At 41.9% G+C, this 21,062-nt stretch carries 14 protein-coding genes; 2 read left to right on the forward strand and 12 right to left on the reverse strand.

The window, feature by feature from the left end:
• Positions 1-46 precede the first annotated feature (46 nt).
• Genes F3059_RS11610 through F3059_RS11620 form a run of 3 tightly spaced genes read right to left on the reverse strand, consistent with a single transcriptional unit; the run spans position 47 to position 2,991 of the window.
• Complete coding sequence (locus F3059_RS11610; protein WP_151169438.1) at positions 47-925, reverse strand: NAD kinase; 879 nt, start codon at positions 923-925, stop codon at positions 47-49.
• On the reverse strand, positions 925-2,316 hold the full coding sequence (locus F3059_RS11615; protein WP_151169440.1) for a POTRA domain-containing protein: 1,392 nt from the start codon (positions 2,314-2,316) through the stop codon (positions 925-927). Before F3059_RS11615 ends, F3059_RS11610 begins: the two co-directional genes overlap by 1 nt.
• Positions 2,317-2,325: 9 nt before the next feature.
• Entirely contained in the window at positions 2,326-2,991 is a 666-nt protein-coding gene (locus F3059_RS11620; RefSeq protein WP_151169442.1) for a CBS domain-containing protein, read from the reverse strand.
• A gap of 63 nt (positions 2,992-3,054) precedes the next feature.
• Between F3059_RS11620 and F3059_RS11625 the strand changes: the two genes are divergently transcribed.
• Positions 3,055-3,774 (forward strand): pyridoxine 5'-phosphate synthase, encoded by a 720-nt coding sequence (locus tag F3059_RS11625; protein WP_151169444.1) that lies wholly within the window; start codon positions 3,055-3,057, stop codon positions 3,772-3,774.
• Positions 3,775-3,789: 15 nt separating this feature from the next.
• Positions 3,790-4,554: an alpha/beta fold hydrolase gene (locus tag F3059_RS11630; protein WP_151169446.1), complete on the forward strand. Its 765-nt coding sequence runs from the start codon at positions 3,790-3,792 to the stop codon at positions 4,552-4,554.
• On the opposite strand, the gene F3059_RS11635 is transcribed toward F3059_RS11630, so the two are convergent.
• From F3059_RS11635 to tyrS, 9 genes are all read right to left on the reverse strand, one after another.
• Positions 4,551-5,738 carry an NHL repeat-containing protein gene (locus tag F3059_RS11635; RefSeq protein ID WP_151169448.1) on the reverse strand — a complete coding sequence of 396 codons (1,188 nt, stop codon included), beginning with the start codon at positions 5,736-5,738 and terminating at the stop codon, positions 4,551-4,553. The two genes, F3059_RS11630 and F3059_RS11635, sit on opposite strands and share 4 nt — an antisense overlap.
• Positions 5,738-6,739: a PorV/PorQ family protein gene (locus F3059_RS11640; protein ID WP_151169450.1), complete on the reverse strand. Its 1,002-nt coding sequence runs from the start codon at positions 6,737-6,739 to the stop codon at positions 5,738-5,740. Before F3059_RS11640 ends, F3059_RS11635 begins: the two co-directional genes overlap by 1 nt.
• Positions 6,739-9,633, reverse strand: a complete 2,895-nt coding sequence (locus tag F3059_RS11645; protein WP_151169452.1) for a TonB-dependent receptor — start codon at positions 9,631-9,633, stop codon at positions 6,739-6,741. The genes F3059_RS11640 and F3059_RS11645 overlap by 1 nt, the downstream gene beginning before the upstream one ends.
• The gene (locus F3059_RS11650; RefSeq protein ID WP_151169454.1) at positions 9,614-11,050 is read right to left on the reverse strand and encodes a hypothetical protein; all 1,437 of its coding nucleotides are present in this window, start codon (positions 11,048-11,050) and stop codon (positions 9,614-9,616) included. Before F3059_RS11650 ends, F3059_RS11645 begins: the two co-directional genes overlap by 20 nt.
• A gap of 114 nt (positions 11,051-11,164) precedes the next feature.
• Positions 11,165-13,420, reverse strand: a complete 2,256-nt coding sequence (locus F3059_RS11655; protein WP_170265165.1) for a T9SS type A sorting domain-containing protein — start codon at positions 13,418-13,420, stop codon at positions 11,165-11,167.
• An 11-nt stretch (positions 13,421-13,431) separates the two neighbouring features.
• Positions 13,432-15,507 carry a hypothetical protein gene (locus tag F3059_RS11660; RefSeq protein ID WP_151169458.1) on the reverse strand — a complete coding sequence of 692 codons (2,076 nt, stop codon included), beginning with the start codon at positions 15,505-15,507 and terminating at the stop codon, positions 13,432-13,434.
• 48 nt (positions 15,508-15,555) lie between these two features.
• On the reverse strand, positions 15,556-16,836 hold the full coding sequence (locus F3059_RS11665) for a T9SS type A sorting domain-containing protein (RefSeq protein WP_151169460.1): 1,281 nt from the start codon (positions 16,834-16,836) through the stop codon (positions 15,556-15,558).
• A gap of 200 nt (positions 16,837-17,036) precedes the next feature.
• A complete protein-coding gene (locus tag F3059_RS11670) occupies positions 17,037-19,427 on the reverse strand; it encodes a hypothetical protein (RefSeq protein WP_151169462.1) in 2,391 nt (796 codons plus the stop codon).
• Between the two features lie 338 nt (positions 19,428-19,765).
• Positions 19,766-21,058: a tyrosine--tRNA ligase gene (gene tyrS / locus F3059_RS11675; RefSeq protein ID WP_151169464.1), complete on the reverse strand. Its 1,293-nt coding sequence runs from the start codon at positions 21,056-21,058 to the stop codon at positions 19,766-19,768.
• Between the last annotated feature and the right edge of the window lie 4 nt (positions 21,059-21,062).

Below are 21,062 nucleotides of genomic sequence, written 5' to 3' on the forward strand. Positions count from 1 at the left end.
TAGGCTTAAGGTGCGCCAAATCTACAAAAATATTAACGTTGGAATGTTAATTTCTTTTGTCGAGTCCCCAATTGAGTTTGTTGCGTAGTGTTGTGAGGTAGGAGTGATCTTTTAATGTTATAAGGTTCAGTTTTTCAGGGAAGAGCGAGATATGGAGATCTGTATTGTGGTCTATTTTGTGAATTCGCGAGTCCAGGCTTACCATGTAATTGTTGATTCTTCCCTCAATGCTCAATCGGATCTGACTATTATCAGGGATTACAATGGGGCGCACGTTTAAATTGTGTGGAGCAACCGGAGTAATGATGAAGTTTTCAGAACCGGGCATAATAATGGGGCCACCGCAACTCATCGAGTAAGCAGTAGAGCCGGTTGGTGTGGCGATTATCAATCCATCGGCCCAGTAGGTGTTTAGGTATTCATCATTGAGCCAGGTTTTCACGATGATCATGGATGATGTATCGTTCTTGTGAACGGTAAACTCATTGAGAGCGAAATTGTCAGAGCCGAATAAATCGCCCTCAGTTTTGAGCTGTAGCATTGCTCGTTGCTCAATTCCGTAATCGCGGTTTTTGAGTTGAACGAGAGCTTCTTTGAGATCTGACGATGAAATGCGTGATAAAAATCCTAGCCGACCGGTGTTGAACCCGATGATTGGAACTGAGCTTCCTGCAACTTGCCTGGCCGATTCTAAAAATGTTCCGTCTCCGCCAATGCTCATGAAAACATCCAGTTCATTGAGAATGTCTTTACTGTTTGAAAAAACATCAATATTACCAGTGGAGAAATGATCTTTAATGGCATCGTGAAATGGTGCGCAAATGAAAATTTTCACATCCCATTCTAGTAACGTGTCGATCAAAAACTCAATTTGCTCGATGTGTTCCCTGTTGACTGTTTTTCCGTAAAGTGCAACTGCTTTCATTAAATCGGTTTTACAAAATGTAAGAAAAAGCCGCTTTGTCCCTCAATATTAAATGAGTATTCTGTTCTTACGATTAAATCGTAATAAGTTACAAAATCGAGCCCGGCTCCGTAACCAACAAGCCATTTGTTGGCGAGGTTATTATTCGTTTGATAGCGAAGCTCAGATCCGTAACCCACATCGATGTAAGCGTTGGTGTAGATAGCCAAAGGTATGGTTTTGAATTGTTCCAGCGGAATGAAATCGATACGCTTTAGTTTGGGCTTGAGCAGGTGGAATTTAATATTGTTTCGCGATAAAAAATAATCCTGTGCATCAATGACGTAGAGTTCGTAACCGCGTACAAAATCGTTGTAACCGAGTCCGCTTTGAAGCATGTAAGGTGGGTTTTCCAGGAAGTTGAGATATGAATATATTCCGTTCGATAAGGTGAAGCGTTCCCCAATTGGTTGGTGGTGATGAGCTTCCATTCTTGCTGTCAGTACATCGAGGCCTTCATCGTTGACAATGCCAAATCCTTTTTTCATGATATTGGCGTGGAGCATCAATCCATCGAGCGGATAGTTGATGTAATCTCTTTTGTCAAACTTGATGTCGTAACTAAAACTGAAAAATTCAGATTTTGATGAGTTACCGGTAAGGAGTTCAAACGGCTGACCTAGCTCTTGCAGTGTATCGGTCACTGAAATGCGGTCGTAAAATAACGTGAAATGCTGACGGGTGTAAAGTTTATCTCGCCAGGTAAAACGCATATTCGCGTAGGAATTTCGCCTTTGTGGTGTTTCGATTTCCTTGTAAAAAAGCCTCTTGTTTTCGCTACTCCCGTAATTGACTTCTTTGTTCATGGAATAACCAACTTCCAATTTGAGTCCGAACTTTTTCTCGCGATCTAAATAAGGAATTCCATAAGCTAAACTCAGTCGCTCCTGGAAACCTGCTTTACCGGTCAGAACCAGGGTTTCGTTTCTGCCTCTAAAGTTGTTCCACACCAGTCGCATTCCGTAGGATAGCCGGTCAAAATCCTTGTTTTGCCACCATACATTAAAGTTCCTATCGGCATTTTCAATGAGCGGAAAAGGCCAAACGTACCAGCGCTCAAAAACGAAAATGGAAAAAGCTACTGTGTTGTCCTCAAACTCGGGGATAATGGTGACGTAATTGAAAAGTGTGGTGTTAAAGATGTTGTTCTCTGACCGCTCGATGTTGTAGCTCATTCTTTCCAGCGATAATGTATCACCAACTTTAAAAGTGAGCTCTCGCGTAATGATCTCGTTTTTCGTCACGTCATTGCCATTGACCTCGATACCTGTAACGCGGTATTGGTTTTGCTGGGCTCTGACCGAAACAGAAAGCAGAACAACAAAAAGTGTATTTAGCAACCAAAAACGCATACTGCCTTACTAAATGTTGAGGTAATTCATGAGGTTGTCGTAGCGGTTTTGCAAATCGTCATTTTCATTGTTCTGGTAAAATCTAGCTGCAATGGTGTATTCGTATCGCTCAAAAGTTTGCACCACGGCTGATAGATCTGATTTGTTGATTTTTAACGCCACATGAATCTTTCGCGAGTCAGGGTGGTTGCGGATGTACATACCCAGTATTTTAGCGTTGTTGCTCTCAACGATATTGGCAATTTCAGAGAGTGAATAATCGATGATATTCATTTCGAGCTCTAGGATTCCGCCATGATCTTGAAATAGCGCTAACTGACTGATGATTTTCATGAGATGGTAAATGGAAATGGCGCCAATAAATTGTTTCTTTTCGCTCACAACGGCTATGCAACTACTGTTGCTTTCTCCCATCTGCTTGATTACCGTAAAAATGTGGTCGTTTTCCTTCACTGAAATATCGACAAGAGTCGATTTGTAAGATTCTACGGGAGCGTCCCAGTCGTCAACATCGAAAAGTGCTGATTCGCTCAGCATTCCCAGAAGCTGGTTCTGACCATTAATCACGGGAAGATGCGTCATGCGAAATTCATCCATTAACGTGCTGGCTTTTTGCCCGTTATCACTCGGTGAAATTTCAGGTACATCGTCAGATATGAGTTCTTTTGCTATCATGAACTTTCGTTGATTTGAATTGCTTTACTTTTGAACGCTCAACAGCCAAAATTAGCCTTTTTAATGACGCGATTAAGTGTAAATATCAATAAGGTTGCCACAATTCGCAATGCGCGAGGCGGCAACATACCCAATGTTTTTCAGGTAGCAATGGATTGCGAGCGTTTTGGCGCTCAGGGAATCACGGTTCATCCACGTCCCGATGAACGTCATATTCGTTACAGCGATGTTCGCGAAATTGCTCCACATGTAAAGACAGAATTTAACATCGAGGGATATCCAACCCGCAAGTTTTTGGACTTAGTGACTGAAGTTAAACCTACTCAGGTTACGCTTGTCCCCGATCCGCCAGATGTACTCACATCAAATGCCGGCTGGGACACAGTTAAGCACAAAACGCTTTTGCAGGACGTTGTTGCCGAGTTGCACGAGCACAACATTCGCGCGAGTATCTTCATTGAGACTGATGCCAAAATGATTGAAGCGGCTCCTGAAACAAAAACTGATAGGATTGAATTGTACACTGAGTCGTATGCAGTTGGTTTCGGTCAGAACCGTGAGCAAGCGGTGAGTCCTTTTGCTGAAAGTGCTGAGCTGGCTCATTCAATCGGACTCGGAATTAATGCGGGTCACGATCTCAATCTCGATAACCTGGAATACTTTGCTCAAAATGTACCGCACCTCGATGAGGTGTCGATCGGGCATGCATTGATATCAGATGCTCTTTATATAGGATTGGAAAATACGATCCAGCTTTACTTGCGAAAACTACAATCGGCTTAATACGTTTTTTGAAAGATGGAATTGAATTTTAAAAAGTACGGAGACTCAGGAGAACCACTTATCATCATTCACGGATTATTGGGAATGTTGGATAACTGGTCTAGTCATGCTCGTTTTTTTAAAGATCAGGGTTACAGAGTCTATTTAGTTGATGCTCGTAATCATGGCCGCTCTCCGTGGAGTGACGAAATGAATTACGAGGTGATGATGGAAGATCTCAAAGAGTTTTTAGATAGCCAGAGTATCAATGAGGCGCATTTACTTGGCCACTCAATGGGCGGAAAAATTGTGATGAAATTCGCACAGAATTATGCTTACCGCGTGAAGAAACTCATTGTGGCTGATATTTCCCCCATGTCTTATCCGGTTCACCACGAACTTATTCTTAAAAGTTTGCGCAACGTTCCGCTCGATAAAATTGAAAAACGGACAGAAGCTGATGAATTTTTAGCAGAGTACATCAAGGTAGTTGGTATTCGTCAATTCCTGATGAAAAGTCTTCACAGAAAGAAAGACAAAACATTTGGCTGGCGATTCAATGTTGATGCTATTGAAGCCAACATCGAAAGAATGGGCGATGCCGTGATGGATTCACGCTATCAGGGAAAAACGCTTTTCATTCGCGGTGGAGCGTCAGATTACATCAAGGATAATCAACTTGACGAACTCAAAGTTAGCTTTCCCAATAGTGAAATTAAAACCATTGAAAAAGCCGGACACTGGCTTCACGCTGAAGAACCGAAAGTCTTTGACGAATATGTAATCAATTTTCTCGGTTAATCGAAATCGAGTGTCAGCTTGAAACGGAGAACGCGTCCGTTGTCGGCATCAGCTACGTAGAGGATCTCGTCAGCATATGCGACTCCCATCGGGTTGTTGAATTCAGTTGGAGCATTTCCTGTTCCGCCAAAGGATGTTTTGATGTACTTTGTTTCATTTGAACCCGGAGGTGGGCGAACACCTTCATATCCTTCGCGCGTAAATTGATAAAGCGAATCGGTTCCGGCATCCGTCACGAATATGAAGTTGGAACCGTCACCTGTAGTTGTAACATCAGTAGGATCGATAAACTTGTCCACATCAGTTATGAAACTATTTGCTTTTGATGTATCACGCGATGTTGAAGCCGGAGTGTAACTAATTCCGTTTGCACTTTCATTGTAGCGAATAAAGCGAAATTTCACACTTTCATTAGGGTCTGCAAGTGTTACCATGAAGTCACGACTGGCAGTAGCTTCAATTTGCGGTGGACGAACCAGTGAAGTAACGCTTGAAGGTTGTTTGAAGTAATTCCTGAAAAGTCCCTGAGAAGTAGTGACGTTGATCGGAGTTACAAATTCATCATCTTCATTGAAGCGCAAAACAGCATCATCAGGAGGGAGGATGGATGACTCGTTGTTGTTTTTTGGGCCGGTACGCGTAACGTAAAATTCGTTTACATCAGCGATCGCAATTCCGGTAAACTTCACATCAATCGCATCACTTTTTGAAAAGACAGACTTGTAGTAGAACGGATGTACGATTTTGTTGGTGATCTGACCAAACTGCAAGCCGTAGTTCCCGGCTCCTCCCAGTTCAATTCGATATATACAAGGCAAAGTGTAAGTGGAATCCTGAATCGTTGTATCTGTTTTTCCAAGTGCCAGCAGGTTGAGTCTGCGGTCTTGAACAACCTCAGTCACACCGGGAACAGATAGCCTGCTCAACTCACGCCCCGAGTAGTCGAATGAAATAATTTCTTCACTTCCTTCATCCACAACATACATCAGTTGATCGAAACCTGCTACGATATCAACTGGTTTAACAAAATTGGTCAGAGCCGGCTGAATGGGAACATAAGCAGCCTGGCGAGCATCGAACTCGGGCGGTTCAATGAAATCGAGATCGGTTTTATCACCAAAATAATCACTGCACGAAACGAGCAGAAATACAGATGCTATATAAAGTGCAATCTTTTTCATCATCAATTTCTTTCCATTTTATTGATCGACAAACCAAAGCTCACAGCATGTTGTACGCCAAGATAATTGGTCGGGTTTACTGCGTAGTTGATTTGCATCGGGTGAGCACCTATGCTGTGACGTATCCCAATTCCAAAAGTCGGGAAGCGCTGACCAAGCACATTGAACTTGTATCCGGCTCTCACCTGTAAAAGATCTAAATACTGGTATTCAGCTCCAATTCGGTAGTTTTCAGCGTTGTCATTTGGGTGGTTCAATTCAAATGTTGTGAGTAGCGCGTGATTACCAACTTCAACCGGCTTCATGGAAACGCCTAATTTGAACACGTTCGGAACCGTGTAATTGTCGAGGCTCATGCCTGATCTATTGAAATCAACTTCTCGTTCATCTCCACTGAGTGATGAACTTCCACTGAAGTTTTGCATCATCACGGCAAATGATAAATCTTTAAAATCGGTGTTGTATTTGAAGCCCACATCAACTGCCGCAGTGTGATTGTAATATTCTGCTAGTTGCTCGTAGATGTACTTCATGGTTACACCAAAAGAAAACTGATCACTGAGAATTTTGCTGTATGTCAATCCGGCTGCTAAATTGTTAGCGTAGGTTTTTTGTCCGGTTCCCATCGGTTGAAATTCCGTTCTCACTTCCATCGCTCCTGAGTTGAGCGTGTTGACCGTAATGCCAAATGAAGATGCGCTTTTTGTCGGGATAATGGCTGTTACCAATCCCTGGTTAGCTCCGGCTCCAACGAAGTAGTTGGAAACGCCAAATGAGAGATCTTTCACTTCTGATACTGAAGCGGGGTTTGTGTAAACCGACATGATGTCTCCCGGCAATGCAACAGAAGCTCCGCCCATTGCAACAGATCGTGGATTCATATCATTTTTCAAAAAGCTCAGTGTTGAGAGGCCGGCTCTTTGCCCACCAAAGTTGGGTAGGATCTGACCGAAAGCCTGAGCTGAAATAATGATCAATGCGATATGTACTATAAATTTCTTCATTAGAATTTAAAGCTTATGCCGTACAACAATTGACGCGGAGGTAGGTAACGTGCGGGATTATTGGGTAGAGCTCCAGTTTCCTGCGGACCTAAGTAACGCGGATCACGGTAGCTGTTTGTTACAGGGTCACCCTGCTCATAAGCTGTTCCGGTTACCGGGTTCACGATTTGAGCTCGTTTGTTATCGAGTGCATTACGCAATTCAATACTGAGTGTAATGCCTGTTTTGCTGTTATCGTTGAAGTAGAAAGTTTTGGAAACTTTGATGTCTGTGCTGATCCACGGTGTTCCGATTTCCTGCAGGTAACGGTCGTTATCCGGTGCGTAAATCGGGCGGCCTAGGTCATTTGTTCCCACTTGTTCAACGGGTGTGTAGCGATAGCCGCTGCGGTAACTCTGCTTGAGGAAAACTCTCCATCCGCCAAGACTGTATCCCCAAAGTTTGAGTGTGCTATCCGGTGAGAATGTAACTCCTCCGTTGAAGTTCCACGGGCGATCAAATGCGAGGTATTGTTCGCGGGTTAACTCGACTTCACCATTTTGCTCAATTTGAAGTCCGGCCTCACGAGCAGAGTTCGATTTACCACGAGCAACCTGATAGGTTCCGTTAGCAAATGCTTTGAAATGCTCGCCAATACGGAGGAAAACACCGAGCTCAACACCTTGTATTTTGGCGTAATCCTGGTTGATATACATCTGCTTACTAACCGGGCGACCAGTTTGATCTTCTACCAAAACTCGTCTCGATACGATGTAATCAAAACGGTTGTTGTTAAATGCTGAAAGCGTGAAAGCTAGATCTTTCGTGAGCTGAGACTTCATCCCAACTTCATAAGAAACGTTCACCTCAGGATTGATATTCGGGTTTCCGAGGTTGCTCAGGAATGAGCGGTCCTGGAAGTCAGGGTCTAATCCCTGATAAACAAATCGTGGGTGAGGTAAGCGCATCGAGTGGCTGTAGTTGAAATAGAGCACGTTGTTTTCTGTAACCGGGAAAGAAACGTTGATACGTGGTAACAATCTCGCTTTCCAGCGTTGACCAAACAAACCAAATGTTTCTTCTTCATAATTCTGACGAACCTGATCGACAACAGGAGAATTAGGATTCTCTACTGCATCATCAGCGAATTTACCCGGTGCCCAATAATTGAGTCGCATACCGAGTGTAGCGATAATTCCTTTGTAAGTGATGACATCCTGAGCGAAGAGACCTCCGTTCATGGCGTTTACACTCCAAATATCGAATGAACTCCCGATACTTCTGTTAGGTGTTGTTGTGTTCTCATCGATCCTGATTGGAGCTCCAACCCACGGACGCGTAACATCAACCCACTGGTATCCTGTGAACTTGTGTTCGTGGCCAAATGTGATCTTGTGAATTTTACTGTTCGGGTAAAAACGGAACTTGTATTTGAGTGTGTATTCCTGTGCGTAGTGATCGTGCCATAATGAAGAAATACCTCCGTTATTGATCAACCACGGTGATGGAATTGTATAAACGATTTCATCGCCCGGATTGTAGAGTTGAACTGGATCAGTAATAATCGATTGCTCATCGAGAATTTGATCAACAGTTTCGGTTCTGAATGGGCGACCGTTTGCGTCTGCTCTCAGGTTTGTAAAGAGTCGGCCAACAGAAACGTCAAGGTTCCACTTATCATTTAAAAAGTGGTTAAAGTTCAGAGCCGTTAGGTTTGAGTGGTGCGTGTAGGTTGTGGCATTGTCGAGGTTTAAACTTCTGCGGAATTGAAAACCGGGAAGGAGAATCGCATCAAACCCCACAATTTGAAGTGTTCTTGTATTTTGGTTGATGTTGAGGCTGTGCTGATTGGTGAGTGAAAGTCTCGTCCCTTCTTTTATTTGCCACGATAACTTGAGCGTGTGCGACCAGTTGTTGCGTTGACGGGGAGCCCAAAATTTTCCCTGGTTCAAGGGATCAATAACATTATCATTCAGCCAGTCATTTCCTGATCGATTGTAATTCGTTCTTAGGATACTACTTTCGAGTTGATTGGCAGTCGGCCCAAAGTAGTTGTCACTCATGATCGACTGAATGGCTGTAAAGAACTTCACCTTCTTTTTTGTTCCGGGAACTGGTCCGCCCATGTTGAGCTCGATGATATCAGTATTCCAGGAGTAAGCATTGTCTTTATCAAAGCCGAGGTTGTCGCGTTGCCAGCTACCACCAATTTGGAACTTGTCACCACCTTCGCGAATTTTCGTTGAGATAACCCCAGCCGAACTACCGCCAAACTCAGCTCCCTGGCCACCGGTAATTACTGTTACATCAGCCGCTGCATTTGCTGATACATCTGCACCCGAACCACTACCTGCCAGCGGATCCTGAGCTGAGATTCCATCGATCAAATATTCGGTTTCGTAAACACGACCACCTCGGATCTGAATACCATCAGTTGTTGTGTTGACACCGGCCTGCATACTCACAACTTCCTTGACATCGCGAACGTTCATCTCCTCGATGTCGTCCTGCCCGATGCTCACTTCAGATTTTCCAGATTCGAGGTCAACGAGGTTTGCTTCACCAACAATTGTTACCTCCTGAAGCGTTTGTGAGCGCGGTTCAAGCGATGCATCCAATTTAGTGGTTTCACCATCTTTAATCGTTATCCCGTTGAAAACCTTAGCCGCAAAACCGATGAACGATATCTTGATCGAGTAGTCACCCGGCTTGATATCTTTAATCTCGTATTTGCCGTCAACATCAGCCGATGTCCCTTTATAAGTCCCCACAATTTGCACGGTGGCACCAATCAGTGGCTGTCCCGTTTCACTATCTGTGAGGGTTCCTTTTAGTTTTCCCTGAGCTGTTACGGTCAGAACCGAAAGCAACAAGCCGAGGGTCGCGATGATGTGTTTACCAGTCAAATTCATCATTCAGTATTGTGTCAAATAGGTTTTCCAAATTTTGTTGGTTACCGCTCAACGTGTAGAGTTCAACAGCGAAAAGTATTTGGTTGACGTTGTTATTTGCGCCTGTTCTTTTTATTCCGATTACGTTGTCGCTCCAATTTTGGTAGTTATTAAAATTGGCGAAGTAAAACGGCTCTGCATCGGCAGTGGGAACTACCGGATCCATACTGAATACAACTGATCCTGATTTGAGATTTGGATAGTTGCTGTCATTCGAGTACACGGTACTGTCTGGATAGAGATCAGCACTTCCCGGACCGGTTGAAAGCTCCTCAAATGGAAGAACTCCGGCAATTGCGCTGAGATCTTGTCCACTGGTGAATGAAGTCGTGATGAATAGTTTTCCTCCGTCATTCGTAAACTCGAGTAGAGAAGGAGTGGCAAAATTTAAAAGCAGTCCTTCCTGTTGGTTGTTCAGATTAGTGAAAATTTGCGAATCCGTATTGAAGAATACCTTATCAAATTGTTGGATAAGCAACTTAAATGTTGGGTTGAAATAACGCGGTAGTCTCGTGTTCTGACTGATATTGTAAATGTTGTAATTCGGGTAAACATTGTTGAGGATAGAGCGGTATTGATCAGTAACGGTTTCCGGCTGACCGGTAACCATCAATAAATCAGAGTTGATGTCGCGGAAGAATACTGTATTCGAAGTATCAGGTTCACTTTCCTTTCCTGCAATATCAGCTACTTTGATGTAAAATGTGTTTGAGTCACCGTTGATAAAGCCATCAATTGTGGCATTTGGTGAATCTTCCTGGCCGATGTAAATATCAGCAGATTGTTGTCCTTGTTGATCAGGTTGGGAGGGAACAACAGAAATGAGGTTTGTTCCCTGGCTGAAGTCGAGTTCTGACCACGAGCCGTTATTTGCTTTGATATAAGCTTTTTCGAGTGTTTCGAAACCATCCGGGTCTGTTCCTTCCCAATCGAAAGAAAGAACAACTAATGTGCTGTCACCTTTGATGGTGCTGTTGTCGATGGTCGCTATTGGAGTACTGTTTTTGATTGGAACCGAAAGTATAGCAGGACTCTGATCGATATTGTCATCATTGTCGATTGCGCGTACGGCAAATTCTATGTCGGCTGAGTCACTCCCGGCTGGAATGCTGAACTTGAAAGTGCTATCCTGGGCGTTCGTGTACTGCCATTCGCCATCATCAATTGAAATTTCAAATCCTGTGATGTAGCCATCGGAATCGGTTCCGAACCAACTCAGTCTAACACTGCTGCTGAGGCGATCATCACCGCTGAGATCAATCGACTCAAAAGCGATTTTTGTCTCGGGATACTTATTTTCATTTCTGTCTCCTGTTTTTTCACAGGAAGAAAGAAAGGCAAGAACCACGATTGATAGTATTTGAAGATAGACTTTGTTCATCAGCTTAAAATCTATACACGAAACGATCAGTTGATTTGAATGCGTTTCTTAAAAGGATTAAAAGAAAACGTCTGCCATTGATTGACTCAACAGCAGACGTTTTATAAAATATGGTTATTGAATAATGATCTTTTCAGTTTGAACTTTTACACCCTCAGTTTTGATAACTGCGAGGTAAACGCCAGCCTGTAGGTTAGCAATGTCAATTTGGTTCTGACCGTTATTCACGCGAACTGTTTTTACATTGCGACCGCTCAGGTCGTAAAGTTCAACTGTTGTAAGATCCTGAGCACCTTTTACGCGAACGTTCAATCTGTTGCTCGCAGGATTTGGATAAAGAGCCGTTTCAACAGTGTTTCCGTTGATTACAGCAAGACCAGTTGGTAATTGAGTATCTTCAAGTTGTGCAGAATCCAAAGGAACGCTAAACCCGATAATATCATCGTTGTTACGTGGAGTGAGCTTATAGTCTTCATATCTCGAAGTCATAACACCGCGAATAGCATCCATTGATTGAGTTGTGTCAGTTAATATGTGATCTACTTCTAAGATACTTTGTTGAACTGTGTCTTGCGTAACAACAGAAACATAAAGTGATGAGAAGTTTTGTTCTGCTTCAATACCTGACATTACCAGTGAAGACTGATCATTTGGAGCTTGATCAATCGAGGATACCATCCATGATCCATAATAATCATAAAAGTCGTCAGTAACATGAATTCTGTTGTTAATAGAACTGTACTCAACCAACATTCCTTCGTATTTTTCCCAGCCTCTGTTGGCTTTAGATGCTGTGTCAGCTGGATCGAGAACGATTGGTGAAATTGTATCGAGCGTTGTGGAGTCAATTGATACAATATCTGAAACATTTAGTTGAGTTACTTCCTGGCCGGTTTCCTGTACAGTTCCGGTTACAGTCACGATATTATGACGTTGGAGTTCTGCCAGTTGAAGAGCTCCAACAAGCATAATGCCACCAAACTCACTTGCGTTTTGGTCCTGAATATAAACATATCCAAGGTCGTAATCCTTTAAAGAAGCAGTTACGACACCTGTTACAGTCACTTCTTCACCTACAAAGCTGGAAGCATCGTTTTGGTTTGGATATGGAATATATTGAAGATCGTAAATTGAAAGTCCATTATCACGAACCGTGTAGAATTCAACATTTTGTTGTTGTCCGGCATTTGTGATTGGGAAATAAGACATGTTTCCGTCATTGTCCTCTGCTTCGATGTAATAACCTACTGTTGTGCCATCTCCCTGAGCAGGAATAGTAGCTTCATAAGTATCAGCACTTGTATTGCTCATATTTACTGACGTGAAATTAACAGAGCCTGCATTGAGGTTTGTTGAGTAATAAAGCGTAGTGTTTACAACAGATCCATCAGGGTCAACAATGTCAGCTGAAATTGTTACGTCATCTGAAGAAGTTGGAATGGCTACATCTTTCTCAACATTAGTTATAATAGCTGGAGAAATACCACGAACAATGTCGGAATTATAAACTGGTGATATTCTGTAGCCACCTGAAAAGTCTTCTGGTCCAAAGCATCCATTAGAATTATGGTCAATAATTCCTCTTAACGTATCTAATACCTGGCCAGGTTGGAGAGGTGTAAAAGAACCGTTAGCTACTGGTGAATTTGGATTGTAAGTGGACCAATTGCTATTTTTCATTCCTAAAAACTTGTCATAGATCCAAATTAGATTTCCACTTTGGTCTTGGACAATATATTGGTTTCTGGTATCTCCACTTGATGTATATGATTCATCAGTTACAACTGTCAAATTAGTAAGCTCAACATAAGATCCTTCCCATTGCTCTCCAGTTTCAATTTGATTGTTCCCATTTCCATCCTGAAGATCTGAAAGGTTAATACTAACCGGATTGATTTCGTTTACAGAAATACCAGGAACAACAATATGTGTTTGAGTGTTTGTTAAAGGATAAATCTGAGTTTCATTGTCGTAAGCATCAACTATGCCGGTAATATAAACAAGTTGATTTGCTGGAATATTATTAAGCGTACTAGCAGTAATAGTATTATTATTTTCATCTTCCCAGTAACCATGAATTTGAACGCCATGGAATGGGCCGCCAGCTCCCTGATTCATCGTGTCCACGATGTTTAAAAGTGGACGTTGGCCTGTTGGAGAGCTGCCAGATGCTAATTCTGAGTATCCACCCGGAGTAACAACATAACCGGCAACGGTTACGGTATCACCGAGGTATGAGCTCGTGTCGTTGCAGCTTTGTAAGCTGCTCTGGTCAACGTACTGGATGTCGTACACGCTAACCGTGTCAAACTGGGCCTGCGCTGTTGCAAGTCCCAAAAATGCTGCTGCGCTGAGTAGTAATTGTTTCATATTTGTTTGCATTATTTAATAACCATGAATTTGCCTTTGTGAATTTTTCCGGTTCCCAAATCTTCAACCGTAAAGAGGTAGAGTCCTCTCGATATAATTTGGTTGTTTTGGGAGAGTAAATCCCAGGCGTGAATACCACCTGAGAAAACGTTTTCGTCTGGATCTTCAGCTCCAAAAGTCTGGAACCATCTTATGTCTGATCCATTGTAGTCCTGGTCGTGGCGAATTTCGTCAATCAAATCACCAGCCGGGGTAAATACCCGAATTACACATTCTGCCGGTAAATTGGCGAAATACATTTTTCTACTTTCTTCCTGGAAGTTACTGGTTCCCTCCCAGGCTGCACCGCTGTAATACGGATTTGGATAAGCAAAAGGCTCTTCGCTGTCGGGATCATCGTTTACCGGAGTTCCGGTAAATACGCGTTTGAGGTTTGAAGCCGGTGAACTCTCCAGTGACTCCAAATTATTTTCGGGTTCGCCACGGTCAAATGATGTCACCGCAACTGCGTATTGCCAGCCCGGTTGTACATCATTGATTGTGTACTTGTAGTAATAAGTTTCGCCTTCAAAGGTGTAAGGCTCTTCAAGCCTAACGCTGTTGAGGCCTATGTCGTAAGCTATCCCGTTATCATCGAGGTCGTACTCGGCAATTTTGAAGAGTTCTTCTTCAAAGTCGAGATCTGATGTTCCCACAACATCAAAACCGAGTTTAGAAAGGTAAACGCGGTAGCCTTCAAAATCCTGTTCCAATGAAATAGGATCTACTGATGACTCGGCATTATCACCCCAGTAGAGCTGAATACTATCACCTTCAGCAATGACTTTTGTTTTTGGGATATCGGGTGGAGTAGGAAGGATATAGCGATCGATCTTGTTATCACCATCGAGATCTTCATCAGGAGTCAAGATTCCATCTCCGTTTGCGTCTTCACCGAGGTATGCTGTTTGTGCCCAATCTGCATTGCGGTAGAAAATTTCGCGTTGAGCAAGTGTATTCGCACTGTTCGGATTTCCGTCTTCCTTCTTTTGCCCCATGATGAAAGCAAAAGCTAAGCTGATCGTATCACCGGGCTGGTAGTTGTAAAAGGGTCCTGCACTCACGAGATCTGAACGGTTACCAGGCTGACTGATGTCGTTTTGGATTTGATCCCAGTTTTGCTCGTAATTGAGTCCACGTGTCATTTTTTGGAAGCGCGCATTTTCACTTGTAGGGAACGCCAATGTTGCCGATCCCGAGTTGAATTGCCAGGTGTTATAATGAACATTAAAGCCCGGTGTGTTTTGCGGATTGTAGAATGCCCCGTTGTAATCGGCACCGAGGAATTTTTGACCGATGTAACTTTCCGTGAAACCAACATCACCTGCAACATCCCAGCAATAAGCCATATTCAGCGAATCGGAGTATCCGTTTCCTCCTTGAGAGTAAAAAGCAGATCCACCTGATCCTGCCGGAGTAACATTCACATTTCGGACAACAGTATTTGACCACAGGCCAACGTACATAGAGTCGTAAGTGCGGTTTGAGTAATTTACAATATCGAAACTTACAATCACGAAAAAGTCACTAAAAGCGTAATTCCAGTTGTAAGCTTCCATGTGAACACCAATATTCAATGGATCGTTGTGATCTGAAATAGGTGTGTTCGTTCCGGGAACCACAACATTGCTATCGGTGAAATCTGCGATGAAATCCTGTTGTGAAATAGCATTTGTCGCATAATTAGGACTGTCAAAAAGCGTTGATTTTTCGTTCAGAACCGATCCGACAGGAACTGTCATCTCAAAGCCTTGTCCGCCTGTAGCATAACCACTTGGCGCATCATAAGCTGCAGTAGAAACCTGATCGGGATTAGCTGCAATCCATATTCCGGATTCGAAAAGGTGCTCAATTCCTGAGCCTGCAGGGTACTCGCAGGAAGGGGTACCTGAGCCATCGCGATATCCTCTGAAAGCGTTTCCGAATGTTCCTACATTCGTAACATTTAGCCTCACTCTTGATGAAGAGGTTACCTTTTCGTCAAACGATTGAGACCAGCCGCTAAGCGACAGCCCCAGAATAAAAAATGATACAATTATCTTTTTCATTTCGCGGCAAAATTACCTTTGAATATTTCCCTGATTGTTAGGTTAAGATTAAATTATAACTATACGGAAAGGAGTTGATTCCTTTTTGTTGATTTTCAATATATAGTTACCTTTTTTAGTTTTTGAGTCGAGCTGAATGTTATTCACTCCGGGAATAATATGAATGTCCTGTATTTTGCGGCCCGTTAAGTCGTAAAGCGTAGCCGTTGTTTGTCGGTTGTAACTGCTTCTAATGATCAGAGCCTTGTTGCGAACAGGGTTCTGAATTTTAATGAGGTTTTTATTGAACTCTGGTTCATGAGTAGAACTTGGGTTTCTCGAATATGCTTTGAGATTCACGACAACCGGCAGGTGATCGCTTACGCGGTAAAGTGCGTTTGCCACATTGAGGCTTACATCAGCATTGCTGGGCGTTACAACATTAGAGTTGAATCGGTTGCCATCCTGCCCGATTACCCGGTAAGAATAGCTATCGTATTCCAGGTAATTTGAATTATCCATTATCGAGTTGCTGAGCAAGATGAAATCGAAGCGGTCATCCAGTCCGCCACCTGAAAAACACGGATCAGAGCCGGTATGTGTGCTCTGACTGTGAACGAGCTTGAAGTTGCCACTGCTGCTGTTGTGCCAGGACCCTTCAATTCCCGTTGGGTCATTGAAGTTGTACGAGGCATCGTAGAAATCTGTCAGTTCCTGATAAGCGGGTTCTGATGCAGCATAAAGATTGAGATCGCCCGCGAGCATAAAGTTTTGAAGATCGTTGTCGCGAACATATTCCATGATGGCTTCAGCAGCAACGTGACGGTCATCAGGGTTCTGACCACCCTGACCTGCTTTGAAGTGCGCTGCGAATACCGTGAAGTAAGTCGTGTCGGCTCCCGAAGCGAGAGAAGGGTCTTTGTAGTAAAAGCGGTAAGCATCGATGAGGCGAACGATGTACTCGTTGTTGATGCCGCGCTCAATGCTGTTGTGACCGATGTAACCTATTTTGTTTTCGTTGAAAAAGCAGTGATTGATGAGGCTTGAGCTGCCTGCATAAGTGGTGTAAGTGTATTTCGTTTCTCCGTCTGTGTTGAGAGAATTATCCAAAAGATCGAGGATATTCCCCTGACTGTTCCCGATTTCCTGAAATACAACAACATCGGGATTTGCGTATTGAATAACGGTTTTGAGGTTGTCTTCTTTTTGAGCGGGATCATTGTTGCTGTAATCGCACTGACCTATCGTTGAACGATACAACATGAGGTTGTACGTGAGGACCTTTATGTCCTCCTGGCTGCGAAGTGTTTGAAGGGATAGCAGCCCGGTAATAAGGAGTATAAAACGCATAAAATTGTGTTTCTGCCGGCAAAAGTACGTTCAATTTTCGATCTGTTATGAAAAATTTTGACCGCTTTTTGAAAAGTTAATGAATTGGTAATGGGAGATGGTTTACTAAAAACCAGACAATTCAAAATTAAAGTTTGAGAGATGCTATATGCTTATGGATAATAAAAAAGGAGCTGCTCAGCAGCTCCTTTTTTGAGGTTTTAGTTTATGTATAGGACCTTTTCGTTATCAATCAGTTGATTATTCTTGTCGAATTTTTGGATTAGATAAATAGTATTTGCTTCCAATATGTTTTTAATTTCTGGGTTTGTTAAGTTGTTACCAGAATATGCTACTCGGCCTAACATATCAACTATTCTAATATAAGAAACCTCATCTTTATTATGAGGAGGCTGGATTCCCTCAATGCCAGAAGAAGAGGTTGCTTCTCCTTTGCAAGAGGATAAGTTTAATTGAATACTATTTTCAAGTTTACATTGAAAGTCTCCATTGTCATCATAGACATTGGTTGTATATGTAGCTGTATAAGAGTCATTAGGCGAGCAGGATCCATTGATGCCTATTTCAAATGTCCTAGTACCGTCTTGGTTGTAATTAAAACTTACGATATAAGGTGTTCCCTGTGTCGATCCATTAGGTGTAAAAGAAAGGCCTCCTAGAGTTGAGTTAACAGTAATGTACCAAGGGCCAGGGCAACAATATGTGAAAGGGTGATCAAACTTAATTGAATTAATAACCTTAACTTTATAAGTAGTAATACAGCCATCTTGATTTATCGTGTTTATATAATATAAATCAGATAGGTTGCCACTTTGTAGATAAAAGGAGGAAACATCAAATGATTCATTGTCTAAGTATATATATTCTTCAAAGAACTTGCTATAATAGGAGACAGCTAAGATGTCAGAAGAAATAAAATCCGGTGAGAAAGAATCTTCACCACCACACAGGTAATAAGTGTCGTTTATTTCAATGACTTCATTACAGCAGTTTGTTTCATTCTGAAGACTAGAAGGCCATAGTTCAACTTGTTCTCTCTCTAAATTACTTTCATAAGAATTTTCGTATTCAAATGATATTGCTGATAGCGTATTAATACCTATAGAAGTGTAATTGTTATTTATCAAGCAGTTTTCTGGATTATAGAGAGATTCTCCTGATCTTGCCTGGATCTGAATTTCACCATAGTATTGAATTAAATCATTATCTTCATATTTTCCGGTATTAAACGAGTATGTGAGGATATTGTCTTGATTAATTGTTAAGTCACCAGCTGTTATACTTTCTAATGTGTTTAAGCCAAGGTGAGGGTCTTTTAGCTCAATTGTATTGCATTCACTTTCAATTATTTGTTTAGCTTCAAACTGAAAGACTTTTTGACCAGTAATCAAGTCTTTAATTTTATACTTTGTTAAAGTAACTTCTTTTAAAAAAGAACCATATAAATATTCTGTTGCTAAGACATACAAAAAGTTTTCATGTATTTCAATATCAATTATTTTTCTTTTATTCAAACCATAGTCGGTAGGATAAACGAAGCCAGGACTTACATTTAATTGCATAGGGCTTATAACAGCCCTGTTGCCGCCAGAGGTATATGTGTAATCATCTATTATATCAATTCCGATTAACTCTGATGCTTCTGATGCGGATCCGTGAGAAGTGTAAATGTTGTGATGATTCATTTGAGTGTTAGAAACTATTTCTACCCAGAATCCTTTTCCCTCATCAACCTTATATCCTCCTACACATCCAACAATAGTGTTTTTATTAAGTTTTGAAACAACATCTATAGCTGTTCCTCCAGCTGTTCTTTCTTGGTTTGTGCCCTTAAGGTAGTGGTTTTCAATTAGCTTAAATTTGTTGTAGGTGTAGTCCATATTGTAGAGGGAGAGGATGTAAGGGGTTGTATAAGTTACTGCTTGTGCGTAATCATTTGGGGCTTCATCATCATTAATTGAAAGATAAGAGAAGTGCCCAACAATTTCCCAATGTGAAGAATTTTCATTAAATGATAAATCATAAACTGTAAACCCACATTCTCTTCTTTTTCCGGCTGGATCGAATTCATCAGGTGGAGGGATTTGTGAAGAAGATCTAGAGTAACCATATAGTCCAGATTCCTCAAGGAATTCATCACTGGGACATGTGAATGTATAAGAATCTAACAAAGTACCATCTGGTGATAGTTTTATGATTTTCGGGAATCCAATATGATGATTATTTGGAAGTTTACACGAAGGATTGGCGCCAACGGCAATTTCACCAGTTGTTGGATTTTCACCAATTGCTTCATATACAGTGTGGTTGTCGAGTGTGCGAGACCAGATAAGGTCACCGTTCAAATCTATTTTAGCAATTACAGAGTACTGGGTGTTTTCCCAATCATCACAAAAAGGAACGAGATCAGCATGTGTTGATAAGGCGATAATATACTCATTTGGATTGAAAGTAGAGCGTATGAATTTTCTAACTTTTAAGTCCGAAATTGATGATTTGAACTTTGTCTGATTTGGACTTGTAGCCATTAACTTAAATGGGCTTAATAAGTAAAGCCCTAATAATAGTGTAAGATAAATGTTTTTTTTCATTGAATAATTATTTATAGGGTTAATATTACTTGGCTAAAGTAGTTAAAAAAGAAGTTGTAATGATGGAGATAAGTTAACAATACTTTAAGTAGTTGTTTTGTGGTTTTCATTATTGTAGAGTATGGTCTATGATCTGGTATTTTTGGGTATATTTAGTTTTTACTAATTTATTAGATAGTAAAAAGGTGTTGTTAAAAAAAGCTGACCGTTTTAGGAATTGATGATTTTATTCCAATTAGTGAGTTAAATGAACGAATTTAAAAGAAGTACGGGTTTTGATGTTCGATTGAAAACCTTTCCCAAAGTTCAAAACTTTGGAAAAGGTGCTTTAAAAGAAATTACTTCGCGATAACGAGGAAGTAGTTTTTCTTTCCGCGTTGGAGGAGGAGGTATTTGTCGTTGATGAGGTTGTCATCAGAAATACTGATTTCTCCCTTAATTTTCTCTTTGTTCAGTTGTAGGGAGTTCTCTTTGAGTGCCCTGCGAACTTCCCCGTTCGATTTCAAGAAATCTGTTTTGCCGCTGAACAAGTCGTACTCATTACTGCCGATGATTTCATTCCTGGGTATTTCTGTTTGCGGAACTCCTTCAAAAACACTCAGGAAATCCTCTTCACTGAGCTTACGCAATGATTCTTCAGTCGCTTTACCAAACAAAATGTTGCTGGCCTCTATTGCAGCTTGGAGATCTTCTTCACCGTGAACCATTATCGTGACTTCCTCAGCGAGTTTCTTTTGTAAAGCTCTTCGGCCGGGAGCTTCTTTGTGTTCTGAAACGATTTTTTCGATTTCTTCCCTTTTCAACAACGTGAAAATCTTGATGTATTTTTCAGCATCTTCATCGCTGGTGTTAAGCCAAAACTGGTAGAACTTATAAGGAGATGTCAGTTTTTTGTCGAGCCAAACGTTGCCGCTTTCTGTCTTTCCGAATTTCGATCCATCGGCTTTTGTGATAAGCGGACATGTAAATGCAAATGCCTCGCCCTGCTCCATTCTGCGGATCATCTCAGTTCCGGTCGTGATATTTCCCCATTGGTCAGATCCGCCCATTTGCAATCTGCAATTTTTTTCGCGGTACAGGTGGAGGAAATCGTAACCCTGCACCAACTGGTAAGTAAATTCAGTGAACGACATGCCTTCTTTACTTTCAGAACCGAGACGTTTCTTAACCGAGTCTTTCGCCATCATGTAGTTCACGGTGATGTGCTTACCAATATCACGGATGAATTCGAGGAAAGAGAACTCCTTCATCCAGTCGTAGTTGTTCACGAGTTCGGCTGCGTTAGGTTCTGACTGGTCAAAATCCAAAAAGCGTTTGAGTTGCTCTTTCAAACAAGCTTCATTGTGGCGAAGTTGTTCTTCATTTAACAAATTGCGCTCTTTCGATTTACCTGATGGATCACCGATCATTCCTGTGGCTCCACCAACAAGAGCCAGAGGTTTATGTCCGTGAAGTTGCAGGTGTTTGAGCAACATAACTGATACGAGGTGACCGATGTGCAAAGAATCTGCAGTGGGGTCAATGCCAACATAGGCTGTAGTTGATTCTTTCTCGAGTTGTTCTTCAGTTCCCGGCATGATGTCGTGCACCATTCCGCGCCATTGTAGTTCTTCTATTAATGCTGATGCCATTGTT

It is taken from the genome of Salibacter halophilus, from assembly GCF_008806325.1.
Classification (GTDB): Bacteria; Bacteroidota; Bacteroidia; order Flavobacteriales_G; family Salibacteraceae; genus Salibacter; species Salibacter halophilus.